The sequence below is a fragment of the Reichenbachiella versicolor genome, from assembly GCF_003171675.1.
In the GTDB taxonomy this organism is placed as follows: domain Bacteria; phylum Bacteroidota; class Bacteroidia; order Cytophagales; family Cyclobacteriaceae; genus Reichenbachiella; species Reichenbachiella versicolor.
On record NZ_QFZQ01000018.1, the window covers coordinates 12,917 to 28,303 of the forward strand.

General features: G+C 39.2%; 6 protein-coding genes. All 6 read left to right on the forward strand.

Going from position 1 to position 15,387, the window contains the following annotated elements:
* The first annotated feature begins 61 nt into the window (after positions 1-61).
* The 6 genes from DKG80_RS20940 to DKG80_RS20970 all read left to right on the forward strand — a co-directional run bounded on the left by DKG80_RS20940 (position 62) and on the right by DKG80_RS20970 (position 14,712).
* On the forward strand, positions 62-3,256 hold the full coding sequence (locus DKG80_RS20940) for a SusC/RagA family TonB-linked outer membrane protein (protein WP_109833345.1): 3,195 nt from the start codon (positions 62-64) through the stop codon (positions 3,254-3,256).
* 11 nt (positions 3,257-3,267) lie between these two features.
* Positions 3,268-5,034 (forward strand): RagB/SusD family nutrient uptake outer membrane protein, encoded by a 1,767-nt coding sequence (locus tag DKG80_RS20945; RefSeq protein ID WP_109833346.1) that lies wholly within the window; start codon positions 3,268-3,270, stop codon positions 5,032-5,034.
* 841 nt (positions 5,035-5,875) lie between these two features.
* Positions 5,876-9,169, forward strand: coding sequence for a VCBS repeat-containing protein (locus tag DKG80_RS20955; RefSeq protein WP_109833348.1), 3,294 nt, complete (start codon positions 5,876-5,878; stop codon positions 9,167-9,169).
* A gap of 2 nt (positions 9,170-9,171) precedes the next feature.
* On the forward strand, positions 9,172-11,463 hold the full coding sequence (locus DKG80_RS20960) for a glycoside hydrolase family 3 N-terminal domain-containing protein (RefSeq protein ID WP_221409171.1): 2,292 nt from the start codon (positions 9,172-9,174) through the stop codon (positions 11,461-11,463).
* Positions 11,456-13,363 carry an NADP-dependent phosphogluconate dehydrogenase gene (gndA, locus tag DKG80_RS20965; RefSeq protein ID WP_221409172.1) on the forward strand — a complete coding sequence of 636 codons (1,908 nt, stop codon included), beginning with the start codon at positions 11,456-11,458 and terminating at the stop codon, positions 13,361-13,363. The genes DKG80_RS20960 and gndA overlap by 8 nt, the downstream gene beginning before the upstream one ends.
* A 2-nt stretch (positions 13,364-13,365) precedes the next feature.
* Positions 13,366-14,712 (forward strand): GntP family permease, encoded by a 1,347-nt coding sequence (locus tag DKG80_RS20970; protein WP_109833349.1) that lies wholly within the window; start codon positions 13,366-13,368, stop codon positions 14,710-14,712.
* Positions 14,713-15,387 lie beyond the last annotated feature (675 nt).

Here is a 15,387-nt window from a genome sequence, read left to right on the forward strand (position 1 = left end):
TAATCAAGACTTTTGATTAGTGATTTTAACGAATAAGTATTTGAATCTTAAAACTTCAAACATGACTAAATTAATACGAAACAGGGTCTGGTGGTGCAGCCAATTGACCATGTTAGCTCTAATACTACTAACATGCCAGAGCGCGTTTGCACAGGACACTAAAATTAGTGGTAAAGTAACTTCTTCAAATGGAGATGCTTTACCAGGTGTAACGATTCTTGTAAAAGGTACCACGAATGGAACCATTTCAGATATAAATGGAGCGTATGCTATTTCTGTTCCCTCAAGAGAATCAGTCTTAGAGTTTTCATTTATAGGGATGAAATCTCAAGAAGTAACAGTAGGCGGTAGATTGACCATCGATGTGATGATGGAAGAAGACATTGAATCTCTAAAAGAAGTAGTAGTAACAGGGTACACTACTCAGTCCAGAGAGAAAGTAACTAGCTCAATAGCTACAGTAGACACAAAGCAAGCACTCAAGCTACCAGTAGCCAACGCCACCGAAGCACTTCAAGGAAGAGTGACAGGTGTAACAGTTGTATCAGGAGCACAACCTGGTGATGCCCCGCTAGTCAGAATAAGAGGGTATGGTAGTACAGGTAATAACGACCCACTTTACATAGTAGACGGTGTTCAGCTACCATCATCAGGAGCCATACGAGCGATCAATAGTAAGGATATTAAAGAGATTACAGTCTTAAAAGACGCAGCAGCAGCCTCGATTTATGGAGCTCGAGCCTCCAATGGCGTAATAGTCATCACCACCAAGATGGGATCAGTCACCAAAAAACCAACACTCACAATGGACGCCTACTATGGTATTCAGATGCCAACTAACCTACCAGACATGGTTAGCTCACAGCAGTTAGGTGATTTATTGCTCACAGCAGATAGAAATGATGGCGGAAGTACAGACTTTATTCACTTCCCAAGTGGACAATTGACCGATTACTTGTCAGGAAACCCAGATAACCCATATGACTTTGATAATAATAGAACCACTCGAGCAAGTGATGGAACCGACTGGTTTGAAGAGATCTTTGATCCAGCTAGAATTCAAAACTATTATATCTCAGCAACAGGAGGGTCAGAAGCTGGTCGATACATGATGTCCGCTGGATACTTCGATCAAGAAGGGATCATTCACGGAACAGGTTTCGAACTATTCAACTCCAGAGTAAACACAGAATTTAACATAGGAAAAAAAGCAAGAGTAGGCCAACATACCAATGTAGCATACGGTGTTCAAAAACCAATACCCTCACAGTACAATGACGAAAACCCAATCTCACTCGCCTATAGAGCAAGCCCGTTGATACCAGTATATGATGAAGGAGGAAACTACGCAGGTTCAGGAGCAGCAAACCAACTCGGTAATGCAGTCAACCCCTTCGCAAAACTCGACAGAGCCAAAATCGCAGGAGATAAAAACAGAACATTTGCAGTATTCTCTGACGGATTTTTAGAATACGATATCCTAGATAATTTGACAGCAAAGACAAGTTTAGGAGTAACCTATGTAGCCGGCAAAAACAATGATTTTAATGCGCTGAACCCAGAACACTCCGAGCCAATCAGTATCAATAGGCTGACAGAAAAAGACTTCATATCCACTAGCTACGTATGGACAAACACACTCAAGTACGATATAAAAGTCAATGACGTCCATGATTTTGGAATACTACTAGGCACAGAAGCTATTCGCTCTAATAGTAGGCAGACAGCCGTCTTTCAAGAAAATTTCCAATACGAGCATGAAGACTTCCTAGTAATCAGTGCAGGAACAGGATCCACAGGCATCGATGCAGACAGAGACGAAACTTTCAATGTAGAATCCTCATTATATTCCCTCTTTGGACGCTTTGATTACGAATATGACGGTAAATATCTAGCATCATTCACACTCAGAAATGACAGAACTTCTCGCTTCAACTCAGGCCAAAACTCAGGAGTATTTCCAGCAGTAGGATTAGGCTGGATATTATCAGAAGAAAGCTTCTTAGCAGTCTCACCAATATCATTTCTAAAGCTTAGAGGATCATGGGGACAAATGGGTAACCAATCCATCCCTACAGCAAATCCAAATGTCACCATTAGTACATTCAATGATCAAAACTCATTCTATTCATTTGACGGAAGCAGTCACTCAGCAGGTATCAGTACAGCCGCAGTAGGCAACCCTAACCTAACATGGGAAACATCTGATCAATGGGACATAGGTATAGACTTAGGCCTCATGGACAATCGTCTAAAGCTAACAGCCGATTACTATGCCATCACTACACAAGATATGATTTTAGCCCCACCATTGCCATCCACCTCCACCATAGCAGACGCACCATTTGCCAATGTAGGAGAAATGAGCAACAAAGGGTTTGAATTTGAATTAGGGTATAGCAGTGGAGTTACCAATTCTGATTTTCGATACAACATTGTCCTCAATGTAAGCACCTACGACAATGAAGTAACAAAAATTAATGCAGGAGAAAACACATTCTTCGTAGGAGAAAGCCTAAGATCAAACACCGTTTCCAGAACACAAGCAGGACAACCATTATCCTCCTTCTACGGAAGAGAAGTTATCGGGATCTTTCAAACTGAAACTGAAGTATCCAATTCCCCAGATCAAGGATTCGCTACTCCAGCCGACGGCGTAGGAAGATTCAAATACGCAGACACAAACGGAGACAATGTTATCAATGATGATGACAGAACCTTTATAGGATCCCCTCACCCAGACTTCACCTACGGTATAGACGTAGTATTAGAATACAAGAATTTTGATTTATCACTATTCTTCAGTGGATCCCAAGGAAATGAGATTTATAACTATACCAAATTCTTTACCGACTTCCCATCATTTCCAAACGGAGGACGAAGTACAAGAGCATTAGACGCATGGTCTGAAGACAATACAGGAGGAAGTATTCCTAAGCTCAGCAACAACTTTACCACTTCAAACTTCGAAAACGCACCCAACAGTTATTTCGTAGAAGACGGTTCATTCTTCAGGCTGAAAAACCTTCAAGTAGGATACAACCTACCCAAAGACCTAGTCTCTAGAGCAGGTATATCCTCAGCAAGATTTTACGCTCAGGCAACTAACCTCTTCACACTGACAGGCTATGATGGAATCGATCCAGAGATAGGATCCATTCAAACAGGTAGCAATCAAAACATAAACCTAGGAGTCGATCAAGGCACCTTCCCATTAGCCAGAACCTACACAGTTGGAGTCACAGTTGAATTTTAATCTACAAGAAAATGAAAAAGAAACTATTATCAGTAATTATAGCAATAGGTCTTTGTTTAGGATGTAGTGATGAATTCACTACAGTTTCACCAAGAGGTAGTCTCAATGATGAGGTGCTTCAAAATGAAGACGGAGTCAATCTATTACTAGTAGGAGCATACGGCCTATTAGACGGTTTTATCACAGGAGACCCATGGCTCTCCTCAGGAGACGGCTGGTGGCTCGACGTGTTGACAGACGACGCCCACAAAGGAAGTACAGATACAGATCAAGGAGATCTCCAAAGACTACAAACCTACATTTGGACATCAGACAACCCATACCTGTTTTCAAAATGGCAAGCCCTGTATGGAGGCATAGACAGATGCAACTCCGTGATAAATGTCGCAGGATTAGTAGAAAACCCAGACGAGCTCACTACCCAAATTGCAGAAGCGAGATTCTTGAGAGCGCACTTCCACTTTGAGCTACAGCGACTTTGGGGGAGCGTACCATACATCGGAGAAGAAGAGCAAGCAGACCCCAACCTTCCAAACGAAGGAGCCATATGGGATAAAATCGAAGCAGATTTTCAATTTGCAATAGATAACCTACCCGAATCCTCTCCCGATGGAGAACCAGGTAGAGCCAATGCATGGGCAGCTAAAGCATTTCTAGCCAAAGTACACCTACAGCAAGGAGAGTACAATGAAGCCCAAGAGATTTTCTCAGACGTCATTAACAACGGACCCTTCATGCTAGCCACTGAGTTCAATGATAACTTCACAGGAGCAGGTAAAAATGGAACAGAAAGCATCTTAGCCATACAATTTGCCATAGACGGCCCACCAAATGATGCCAACGCCAATCAAGGATCCACACTTACCCACCCAGGAGGAGGACCCTATGGATCATGCTGTGGATTCTATCAACCATCGCAAGATTTAGCAAACAGTTTCAAAACAGACGCAAGCGGATTACCACTCCTAGACACCTACAATGATTCTGATATTACCAATGACATGGGCTTAGAATCCTACCAAACAGATACAGAAGGTAATGTAATCGAAGACGGTAGTGGCAATCCAGTTCCCACAGCATACACACCCTATACCGGTAATTTGGATCCAAGAATAGACTACACAATCGGTAGAAGAGGAATAGACTTTAATGGATACGGATTACACCCAGGCAAAGACTGGGTAAGAGCACAAGCAGATGGAGGACCATATATGAACAAAAAAACAGCCTATAAAAAAGAAGAAGAAGGCTCTACAAAAGGCGCAGGAGCATGGGGGCAACAGCATTCAGGACTGAACTATAACATCATGAGATATGCAGACCTACTACTAATGGCGGCAGAAGCAGAAGTAGAACTAAACATGCTAGCAGAAGCAGAAGGTCATGTCAATATGGTAAGAAACAGAGCAAAGAACATGACATACCTCAAAGAAGTCTTAGCAGATGGAACAGTAACTACAAACGACGCAGCCACCTATGTCATAGAACCATACGCAGACGGAACCTTCGCAGCACAAGGTCAAGACTACGCCAGAAAAGCAGTTAGACACGAAAGACGACTCGAATTAGGAATGGAAGGTCATAGAATCTATGATCTGAAAAGATATAGCGACGCAGTGAACATCATTGAAGATTGGAAAACAAATGAAGACAGACTTTTCGGAGACCGTTTAAGCTCATGGGGCACATTTCAAGAAAAAAATCTCTTGTTCCCCATTCCAGTCACAGCAATCGATCTATCAAATGGAGTGCTAAACCAGACCGAAATGTGGAAATAAAGGATTGTAGTTTTATTCATCATTATACAAGTAGATAGGCCTATAGGCCTATCTACTCTTATACCTCGTCATTTGTCAAATATCATTTAGACGTAGAATAGAATTTCTAATGCATAAAGGAGGTTAAATATGAGTTGCTGAAAAACAGTTAAAAGATGTTGTAAATAGTCTCTTATTCACAACGCTATGTTTAAATACTATTAAAGTGCAAAATGTATTGGATGATACCTCAAAAAAAGCTTGCACTAAAAAGCTTGGTCCTTAAATCAGATGCGTTAAGAATTTTGATGGAAAGAAGCGGCCAAAAATTTTACTGTTTGAGGAGGGACGACGAGTTTAAAATTTTTAGCGAAATGGAGTCAAAATTTAGCTTTCTGATTTACAGACTTGACTTCTTTGCTACTTTCTTGGTCAAGCAAGAAAGTAGAGAAACCTTTTAGTTTGAGCCTTAGTGACCTTCTCAGCCAGCCCAAAATAGCCTCAGACAAGCAGTAATAACTATACCCAAAACGATCCATACGTCACCAAAACATAAACAACGACCCCCCAGAAATGACAAAATCACTACCAAAAATGATAAAATGACCATCAGAAATCATAAAACCATATCCAAAAATGAAAGAACGCCCACCAAAAACAGAAGAACGTCCACCAGAAATGAAAGAATGTCCACCAAAAATAGAAGAACCGTCACCAGAACAATAACACCATCAAACCCATTCGAAAATTTGATACACAAGTGAAGAACCCCGGAGCATGATTTTATTATTTTTAAGACACCTAGAAATCCTCAATAATCTTCTTTGAGACATTTCCCGATTTACTAAAAACCCTTACTTCAATGGTCAAATCTTACAGAGTTAGTTATTACCTACACCTATTCTCACTCACCCTTCTATTCGCTTGTCAAGAAAATAGAAAGAACCAAACCTTAAGATTTACACCCATTAGTTCAGATCATTCAAACATAACCTTCAACAATCAAATCACAGAATCCGATTCTCTTAACTATTTCAAGTACCCATACCTCTACATGGGAGGAGGAGTAGCCATAGCCGACTTCGACAATGACGGCCTCCAAGATATCTTCTTTACAGGAAACATGGCACCCAATACCATGTATCAAAACCAAGGCAATTTTCAATTCAAAAACATCTCCCAAAAAGCAGGAGTATCAGGCCAGCCCAAGAAATGGTACACAGGAGTATCAACAGTTGATATCAATCAAGACGGACTAATAGATATATATGTAAACGTTTCAGGACTCGGATCAGATCGAGCCAATGAACTTTATATCAATAAAGGAAACCTTACATTTGAAGAATCAGCAAACCAATATGGATTAGCCGACTCTGGCAACTCCGTTCAAACCTGCTTTTTTGACTATGACAACGACGGCGATCTAGACGCCTTCGTTACCAATTATCCCATTACCAGTTTCACCACCTCCAATGCAGATTATCAATACCACATCAAACAAAAAACACACACCAAAAGCGATCACCTCTATAGAAATGAAGGACAAGGGATATTCAAAGATGTAACAGCAGAAAGCGGACTCCTATCCTTTGGACTATCACTCAGCGCAGCCATAGCAGACTATAACAACGACGGATGGCAAGACATATACGTATCCAATGACTTTAGCACACCAGATTACTTTTATATCAACAACCGTGACGGAACATTTACCGATCACCTCAAAAACATCACCAAGCAGACAGCATTCTATGGAATGGGAACAGACGCAGCAGATTTCAACAATGATGGACTAGTAGACCTATTTCAGGTCGATATGTCAGCCGCAGATAACCGAAGAACAAAAGCCAACATGGCCAGCATGAACCCAAGCCTATTCTGGAGTACAGTCAATGCAGGCTTTCATTACCAATATATGTACAACGCCCTTCAAGTCAACCAAGGCCTGCACCAAGGATTACCAGTCATGAGCAACTACGCCTGGATAGAAGGAGTCTCATCCACCGACTGGAGTTGGGCACCACTCTTCGCCGATTTTGACAACGACGGCTGGAAAGACCTATTAGTGACCAATGGAACAAGAAAAGAAATCAATAACCGAGACTATTTCAATAAAATCAAAAAGAAAGTAGACCAAGCCACAGATCAAGAATTATTGAAACTATCAGACAGCATACCATCCGAGCCAATAGACAATTACATTTTCAAAAACCAAAAAGGTCAAAAATTTCAGCGAATCAATGACGAATGGAACTTATCCTACACAGGATTTTCAAACGGAGCAAGTTACGGAGACCTAGATGGAGACGGAGATTTAGATATTGTCATCAATAACCTTGACGGAATAGCATCTATCTATCGAAACAACTCAGAATCAATAGAAAGTAGCAACTATATCAGATTCAAAATCAGAGGGATTGACCAGAATAATCAAGGAATAGACACAAAAATCAAAATTTATACAAATCAAGGAGAACAAGTATCCCAATTACAATTAGCCAGAGGTTTTCAATCCGCAGTCGAACCCTATATACATTTTGGATTAGGCCAAACTGAAATTATCGACTCAGTCAAAATATATCAAAAAGAAAAAGTAGTTGGAGTTTATAATCAGGTTCGGGTGAATCAGTTAATAGAACTAGAAATTGATCCAATAGATATCAATGAAAAGTTGATCTCGCCCGAACCTTTCTTTACCGAAGTAACCAATAAAGTATTAAATGAAACCTTCATACATACAGAAAACCAATTCTATGACTTCAATTATCAAGTCCTACTACCACACAAGATGTCCAATTTTGGACCAGCACTAGCAGTAGGAGACGTCAATGGAGACCACTTAGAAGATTTTTATATAGGAGGAGCATCAGGACAGAAAGGACAACTATATATTCAAAATGATAACCAAACATTTACAGGACAAACAATCGAAGAAAATTCAATTTATGAAGACATAGACGCCGTTTTCTTAGACGCCGATCAAGACGGAGATTTGGATATATACATTGTCAGTGGAGGAAATGAATTTCCCAAAGACAATCCAGCATACGCAGACCGACTATTGATCAATGAAAGTGGAACCTGGAAAACCTCAACCAATATTCTTCCCCCAAATAACGTAAGCGGCAGTTGTGTAAGACCATTCGATTTTGACCAAGATGGAGACATCGATTTATTCATAGGAGGGAGATTAGACCCTAGAAACTACCCATACTCAGGAACAAGCCAGCTACTTGAAAACAAATCAGAACAAGGAAAACTCAGATATGAAGATATATCACCCCAAAACAAACTCTCAAAATTGGGAATGGTCACAGATGCAGTTTGGACAGATATAGACCATGATAACAACTCAGAGTTAGTCATAGTAGGAGAATGGATGACAGTAAAAATATTCGATTACAATCATAAAAGCTTCCAAGATGTGTCAGACAAGATAATTGACTTCAACTCTACCGGTTGGTGGTTTTCTGTACATTCAGCAGACCTCAATGAAGATGGCCTCGAAGACCTATTACTAGGTAACCTGGGATTAAACTATAAATATCAAGCATCCGAAGAAGCCTCATTCAACGTCTACGCTTCAGATTTTGATGGAAATAATAAGAACGACATAGTACTTAGTTACCACAATCAAGGAAAAGAATACCCAGTAAGAGGGAGACAATGTTCCTCAGAACAAATTCCAGCAATCAAAGTAGTCTATAAAGATTATGAATCATTCTCAACCGCCTCCATGGAAGACATCTTTGGAGAAGAAAAATTAGATCAATCCACCCATTTCAAAATTGAAAGTTTTGCCAGTATGATATGGATGCAAGAAGAGAATGAAATTTCAGAAAAACAATTTCCATGGAAGTCCCAAACCTCACCCATCAATGATTTGGTATTATTGGATGTAGATAGCGATGGTCAAGACGATATTATCAGTATAGGAAATCTATATGCCTCCGAAGTAGAAACCCCACGAAGCGATGCAGGCATCGGTTCCATACTACTTAATCGAAAAGGATATTTAGAACCAATAAGTCTCCACAAATCTGGTTTTCTCGCCAATGCCGACGCCAAGCACATAGAGACAATCAATATTGGTAATGAAAAGGCTGTAATCGTAGCAAACAACAATAGCCCTATTCAAATATTCAAACTCAATTGACAATGGCTTTATTCAAAGACATATTTCAAATAACAAGACAGCTTTCAAAGCCATTATTAATCTACTCACTTTTGGTCATGTTGGCCTCCTGCGAAAATCAATCACAAAAACAACCAAAAGATCCAGTAGAAGCTAAAATAAACGATTTACTGAGTCAAATGACCTTAGAAGAAAAGATAGGTCAAACAAGTCAACGAGGTACCTCTTCCAGAGGAAAGGGAGTTTCAGAAGAGTTAAAAGAAAAGGTGAGAAAAGGGCTCATTGGATCAATGCTCAACGTCAAAAACCCTGATGACATATTATTACTGCAACGGATAGCCGTTGAAGAAAGCCCAAATGGTATTCCGTTAATCTTTGCACGTGATGTTATTCATGGTTACAAAACAATATTCCCTATTCCTTTAGGACAAGCAGCCACTTGGAATCCTGAATTAGTAAAAAGAGGAGCTGAGGTCTCAGCAGCAGAAGCAGCAGGAGATGGGATCAAGTGGACATTCGCCCCCATGCTAGATATTTCAAGAGACCCACGTTGGGGGCGAATCGCTGAGTCTGCAGGAGAAGACCCCTATCTCACCTCAGAAATGGGCAAGGCATATGTTTCAGGCTTTCAAGGTAAAGACTTAAGTGCTCCTCAATCTGTCATAGCCTGTGCCAAACATTTCGTCGGGTATGGTGCAGCAGAAGGAGGAAGAGATTACAATACAGCAGTGATTTCAGAAGACCAATTGTACAACACCTACCTAAGACCTTTTCAATCAGCCATTGACGTAGGAGTCGGCTCAGTAATGGCTGGATTTAATGAAGTTAATGGTATACCCATGACAGGTAATCAAAAAATCCTAAGAGAAATCTTAAGAAACGAATGGCAATTCGATGGAGTAGTAGTTAGTGATTGGGAAAGTGCTACAGAAATGATTCATCACGGCTATGCCCGAGATAAAAAAGAAGTAGCACTGAAATCAGTATTAGCAGGAATGGATATAGAAATGACGAGTGACGCCTATGAATTACAATTGAAAAGATTAATTCAAGAAAAAATAATTCAAGAGTCCGAATTGGACGCTCTAGTAAGAAACATCCTCAGACTAAAAATACAAGCAGGCTTATTTGAAAATCCATATTTCGAAAAGCAAGACAACTACTACGCAGAAGCACACCTTCAAGCAGCTAAAGCCACCGCCGTAGAAAGCATAGTATTATTGAAAAACAAAAATCTATTACCTCTAAATAATTCAGATCATAAAATAGCATTGATAGGACCATTAGCAGATGCACCACATGAACAGTTAGGAACTTGGGTCTTCGATAGCGAAAAGGAATATAGTGTCACTCCCAAGTCATCTTTTGAACAGAAATTAGGCGATAAATTGATTTTTGCCAAAGGATTGGAATACAGTCGAAGTAAAAGTAAAAAAGGCTTTTCGAAAGCCATTTCTGCTGCCAGAAAATCCGATGTCATAGTATTCATAGGAGGAGAGGAAGCAATATTATCAGGAGAAGCACACAGTCGGGCAGATATTCGTCTTCCAGGTGCTCAAGAGACATTGATCAAACAACTCGCCAGAGTAGGAAAGCCCATTGTCTTGATAATCATGGCAGGCCGTCCGATCACGGTCAGTAATATAATAGAAGATGTAGACGCTATATTAATGGCTTGGCATCCAGGTACTATGGCAGGACCTGCAATTTTCGATGTAGTATCCGGTAAAGTTTCTCCATCAGGCAAACTTCCAGTCTCATGGCCAAAATCAGTGGGACAAATTCCAATCTATTACAACCACAAAAATACTGGAAGACCAGCCGACGATAAAACCTACGTTCATATTAATGATATTCCCGTAAGAGCATGGCAAAGCTCCTTAGGCAATCGATCTCATTATCTAGATGATGGATATGAGCCTCTTTGGGATTTCGGTTTCGGATTGACATATTCAGAAATTGAAATCTTAGAATTAGAATGTTCACACAAAGAGTTTAATACCACAGACAAAATAGTCTTTTCTTTCAAGGTAAAGAACTCAGGTAATATGAAGGTCAAAGAGACCATGCAGCTGTATTATCAAGATGTCTTTGCATCTATTACACGCCCAGTCAAAGAACTGGTAAGATTTCAAAAAATAAATCTAGAAGCAGGAGAAGAGAAGAAAATGAAATTCACAATCAACTCTGGAGATTTGAAGTTTTATAATCCAGCTTTAAAAGACTGGACAGTAGAAGAAGGAGAGTTTCGGTTCTGGGTAGGGAATAGTTCAAAAACTAATAACAGCATCTCAGTTGTGTTCAGAAATGAATAATCATTTGGTGTATATAGTTTTTGGAGTAAGTGGAAGTGGAAAGACTACGATCGGTAGATTGATAGCCAATCAGTTAGGATGTGATTTTTTTGATGCAGATGACTTTCACCCTCAAGTGAATATTGACAAGATGGCTGCCGGAATTCCTTTGAATGATAAGGACAGAAAGGATTGGCTAGAGAGGTTAGCTGAGTTGCTAGGACAAATAGAAAAAGGGCAGAGTGTTGTATTAGCATGTTCGGCTTTGAAAGAAAAATATAGACAGGCTTTAATTAAGCATAGTCAAATAGCAATTCAATGGATATTCCTAGAAGGAAACTACAGTACAATCCTCAATAGACTTTCTCAGAGAACCAGGCATTTCTTTAAACCAGAACTGTTACATAGTCAATTTAATGACCTTGAGGTTCCTGAGTATGCCATTCGAATAAATGTTTCCAAGAGTAAGAATAAAATTATGGAAGATGTTATGAATCAAATAGGCTTAGAGAAGAACAAAGTAGGCTTAATAGGACTTGGTGTGATGGGTAAAAACCTAGCCTTAAACTTGGCAACAAAAAGTACAAGCCTATCAGTTTACAATAGAGAGTTAAAAGGTTTGGAAGAAAATATTGCTAAAGATTTTTGCAATGAAAATAAAGAGCTATCCATCAATGGATTCGACAACCTTGAAAGCTTTGTTTACTCCTTATCCCTTCCTCGAAAAATTTTTATACTAGTAAAAGCGGATGTTTTAGATCAGGTTATTGATCAATTAATACCCCTACTACAAGAGAATGACATAGTTGTAGACTTAGGGAATTCCCAATATCAATTAACTAGAACTAGAGAACAGAAGTTGAATGATATTGGACTTCGATTTTTAGGATGTGGAATTAGTGGAGGAGAAGAGGGAGCATTGAATGGCCCTTCGATCATGGCTGGAGGTAAAAAAGAAGCATACAATGCTGTTTCAGAATATTTAAAAAAAATTGCTTCCAAGGATAAAAGTAATTACCCATGTTGTGCTTACCTAGGTTCAGGGGGGGCAGGACACTTCGTCAAGATGGTTCACAATGGGATTGAATATGCAGAAATGCAACTCATCGCTGAAATGTATCAAGTTCTAAGAAAGCTCTATAACTTAGACCCTATCGGAATATCAAAAATATTTGCTCAATGGAATCAAAGTGAGCTGAATAGTTATCTTTTAGGAATAACTGAAAAGATATTAAAGGTCAAAGAAGGTAAAGATCTTCTACTGGACAAAATACTTGATAAAGCTAAGCAAAAAGGAACCGGAGGATGGACTGTTCAAGCAGCATTAGAACTTGGAGTTCCGATTAGTAGTATTTCTGAAGCAGTCATGGCTAGAAGTACATCCTCTATGAAGAATATGAGGGTCAAATTAGAATCCATATACAGATTTAACTCTCAAAAAAGTGATTCAGAATTTGAGGAAGATGAATTGGCTAAAGCATACAAAGCAGCTAGAATACTGAATCACATCATAGGATTCGAAATGTTAAGACAAGCCAATAGTCAGTTTAGATGGGAGATAGATCTTTCGGAAGTAGCTAGAATTTGGACTAAAGGATGCATCATTCGATCAAATCTAATGGAAGAGTTTGTGAGCACTTTTAAAAACTTAAACTCTGAAAATCATCTACTTCAATTAGATCAAGTAAGTGAGAATATAAGAACCTCCATTTCTTCCCTTCTTAAATTCACAGGTCATGGAATTTCGTATGGTATAAGTCTGCCAGTTTTTTCTGCCACTGCCAATTATTTTAATGCAATGGTAGAATCACAGTCTCCAGCCAATTTAATTCAAGCTCAAAGAGATTTTTTTGGAGCACATACATATAGTCGAGTTGATCGTCCAGAAGAAGAGATTTACCATACCAATTGGACAATTTGATTATGAATGTTCAATTGATATTTTCTGCTATTGGGGTTATTGTATTGCTCGTAGTAAGCATTTTAAAGTTCAAAATTCATCCTTTTATTTCACTTCTTATTGCAAGTATTTTGATTGGAGTGCTCTCAGGTTTGACTCCTGAAGAAATTTTGGAAAGTGTAACAAATGGGATGGGGGGCACACTTGGATTTGTAGCTACCATAGTGGGGTTAGGTTCTATTTTTGGTGGAATTCTTGAATCATCCGGAGGAGTCTCAAGTTTAGCATCATGGTTGGTAAAAAAAATAGGTTTTAAAAATGCCCCTTGGGCAATGCTACTCTCTGGTTTTCTAATCGCTATCCCTGTTTTTTTTGATGTTGCGTTTATCATTCTATTACCAATGGCAATGGCGCTTCGTGATCAGACCAAAAAGCAATTAGTGTTATATGCCATGCCCTTACTTGCAGGTTTAGCGATTGCTCACACATTTATTCCTCCTACACCAGGTCCCGTCGCTGTAGCAGATATCTTAGGTGTAGAACTTGGTTGGGTTATTTTAATAGGAATCTTTGTAGGGTTACCTACTGCATTTATTTGTGGTCCGCCGTTGGCAAAGCGTTTTACTAAACATATCAGCATAGATCGAAACTATAAAAGAGTTTCGTCAATTTCACAATTACCCAACCCTATAGCAGTGTTGATAATGATTGTATTACCAATATCACTTGTTGTTATAAGAACTGTCATGCAAGAACAGGATGGTCAAGAATATTTGGCTACTAGATTTTCTTATTTAATTAACATAATAGGCCATCCGTTTTCCGCTTTACTATTGGCAAACCTATCTGTATGGTATTTTTTAGGAATTCGAAGGGGAATTTCTGTAGATCAACTTTTTACTATTTCAAGTAAATCACTCGTTCCAGCTGGAGGTATTATTTTGTTAACTGGAGCAGGTGGAGCTTTTAAGCAATCTTTAATTGATTCAGGAATAGGAGTAATGATAGCCGAATCAATAAACCTGGCCATGTTTCCACCATTTTTGATTGGTTTTGTTGTTTCAGCTGTTGTCAGACTACTTCAAGGCTCTGCGACAGTAGCAATGGTAACTGGAGCCGGAATTATGGCACCTATTTTATTAGGTACTGATATTTCTCAGATGCAGAAGGCTGTTTTAGTAATATCAATAGCCTCTGGGGCTTCGGTATTTTCTCATGTTAATGATAGTGGTTTTTGGCTGGTTAAAGAATATTTAGGTCTGACAGAAAAGCAAACTTTCCAAACATGGACAGTCATGACTACTTTGATTGCATTATCAGGTCTCTTTTTTTCCACGTTGATTTGGTATGTAATGTTATTCGTATTCTAATCACCGGGCATCAGTATTTGTTTGGGTATAGTTTATTGGTAATGGTGTTAGGATTTATGAATTTGTATTTGTTTGGGTTTGGTAGGGATAGAGATTGAATGTTTTTACTTGTAAAAGATCAAGTTTTGGAGGGGTGTATAATTTTTTTGAGTTGTAAGGTATTGATAGGTAGATACATGTATTTGGGTTGTGGGTTTTGGTGAAATAAACTTTAGGGATGAGTTTGGAGATTAGGGAAAAGGGTGTTTATCTTTGCGTCCCGTTTGAGAGAAAGGGGCTTTCGAAAGAGAGGAATTGACATGCTGAAGGGTTAGTTAGACCAGGAGAAAGAGGCCAGTTAGAAGCGGCTCAAAAAGATCTTGTGGAGTTAGGGAGTTGTTTAAAAAACTTCTGAAAAAAACTTCACTAACTAGTTTGGAAGTTAGAGAAAAACTTACTTATCTTTGCATCCGCTTTCACAGAGAGGGTTGGAAAAGAGAGAAGAAAAGCTTCTCAAAATGTTGAAACGGAAGGTTTTAGCAACGATTGACAAGTTTGGATTACGGCTTACTAGAGTACTGAGTAGAATACGATAGGAGTTACCAGATGGCGTCAAAGAAGTTCTTTGAGGAAATGAAGACAAGACAACAAACCGCTTAAATGGATCAAGTCAATTAGATGAGTAAAATCATTTAA